Raw genomic sequence first — 2076 nt, 5'->3', positions numbered from 1 at the left:
GCCCCGCCCCTCGGGACGGGGACGCGGTGCCCTACGACAAGATGTTCCTGCTGCTTCAGACGGGAGCCAGGGCCCTGCGGAACGAGGGGCCGGCGATCCGAATCGACAAGGCGCGATGAGGACGGCTGAATGCGGACGCGCCAGGCTTTTTGATATCGTAACGTTTTAGGGATGTCTAAAATATTGAAAGGTTTTGAGGGAACTCTGAAAGGAAGTGGAAGACCTTTGAGCTGCACTTTGATGAGGGGCTCCGCGGGAGGACGTCCCGGATCGGCATGGAGCTTCCTGGCGGTGGCTCTGGCGATGGTGCTCTTATGCCTGCCCGCAGAGGCGGAGGCCGTGTCCGTCGCGAGGGTGAGCGTATCGGGGAACAGCCAGGTCACGTCGGACTACATCCTGGGCGTCGTCTCGACGAAGGCAGGGCAGACGCTGGATCGGGACGTGCTGCAGAAGGACATTGAGGCGATCTACAACCAGGGCTTTTTCTCCTTCGTGGACGCAGACCTCGCGCCGGAGCAGGACGGGGTCGCCGTGACCTTCTCCGTCAGGGAGAACCCGATCGTAGAGTCCATCGTCTTCGAGGGCAACACCGTCTACACGAGCGAGCAGCTGATGAAGGAGGTCTTCTCCCAGGTCGGGACGGTCTTCAACCGCGTCTTCTTTCGGAACGACCTGGATCGGATCCAGAACCGCTACCACACGGATGGCTACGTCATGGTGCGCGTGTCGGACGTGCAGGTGCAGGGCGGCGACATCCGCGTCAAGATCCTGGAACCCAGGGTGGGGGACGTCATCATCCAGGGCAACACCCGAACGAGGACGCGGGTGATCCGGAGGGAGATCAAGCTGAAGGAGGGGGACCTCTTCAACGTCACGCGCTTCCGCTACCAGCTGGGGAAGCTGCAGGGGCTGGGCTACTTCGAAGACGTCAACGTTGCCTTCGACAGCCCTGAGAACCGGGACGACGTGGTGGACCTCATCCTGACCGTGAAGGAGAAGCGCACGGCCTCCGTGGGGGTGAACCTGGCCTACGGCAGCGAGAGCGGCTTGAGCGGCGGCCTGACCTACGGGGACACCAACCTGTTCGGTAAGGGCCTCAACTTCGAGATCGGCTTCGACGAGGGCGACGAGGCCAGCTACTGGCTGTCGCTGTCCAGCCCCTATATGGACTCCGAGACCTGGGCGTGGCGCGCGGGGGCGCGCTACCGCACCTACGACGACCGCTATTACTACCGTCAGGGAGAGCGCCAGTTCGAGTTCGACGAGAAGAACACCCAGTTCTACGCAGGGATCGGCAGGAAGTTCAAGAATGAGGACTGGAGCTGGTTCCTGACGCTGCGCCACGAGGACACCAGCTACGACGACGTCCACAACGCCGTGCCGGGCTACATCGACGACCTCACGATGTGGGAGGGCGTCAATCAGACGGCCGAGCTTCAGTTCACGCTGGACAAGCGCGACCCCTACCTTCCCTATCCGAGGGGCCTCGTGTGGGAGACGACCCTGGAGAAGGCCTTCGAGGGGCTGGGCGGCGAGTTCGACTACATGAAGTACTGGACTCAGCTGCGCTGGTACGCGCCCTTGAACAAGCTGGTGGAGGGGGTCGTGGACGTCGAGGGGACGTGGACCGACGAGAACCCCATCATCCTGGCCGCGCGGCTTCGCGTCGGGTCGGCCACGAACGACGAACTGCCCGCCTTCGCCCGCTATTCCCTCGGCGGGATGAACACGCTTCGCGGGTACAGCAGCCGCTCCTTCGAGGGCAGCAACGTCCTCCTGGGCAACTTCGAGCTTCGGCTCCCCGTGCAGGACAACTTCACGCTGGTGGGGTTCTTCGACGTCGGGAACGCCAGCAACTCCATGGACTGGGGCGACCTCCACGACAACTACGGCATCGGCGTCCGGGTGAAGACCCCCTTCGGCAACCTGCGCGTGGACTACGCGCACGGCGAGGACGAGAACAAGACGTACTTTGGCTTCGGCGATATGTTCTAGCCGTTTTGGGCGAGGGCGCGGCGCCCGCCGCCGGAGGCCCTTGAGGGCGGCGACGACGCTCCTTTTTCTGTCCGCGCTACT

1 protein-coding gene is annotated in these 2076 nt (G+C 63.4%); it reads left to right on the top strand.

Annotated features, from left to right (window positions below):
* The first annotated feature begins 225 nt into the window (after positions 1 to 225).
* Entirely contained in the window at positions 226 to 1995 is a 1770-nt protein-coding gene (locus SY1_RS04890) for a BamA/OMP85 family outer membrane protein (RefSeq protein ID WP_208872895.1), read from the top strand.
* Positions 1996 to 2076 lie beyond the last annotated feature (81 nt).

Origin of the sequence: Fretibacterium fastidiosum (assembly GCF_000210715.1) — a bacterium.
In the GTDB taxonomy this organism is placed as follows: domain Bacteria; phylum Synergistota; class Synergistia; order Synergistales; family Aminobacteriaceae; genus Fretibacterium; species Fretibacterium fastidiosum.
Note: the sequence above shows the minus strand (reverse complement) of the source record. Positions and strands in the feature narration are given on the sequence as shown.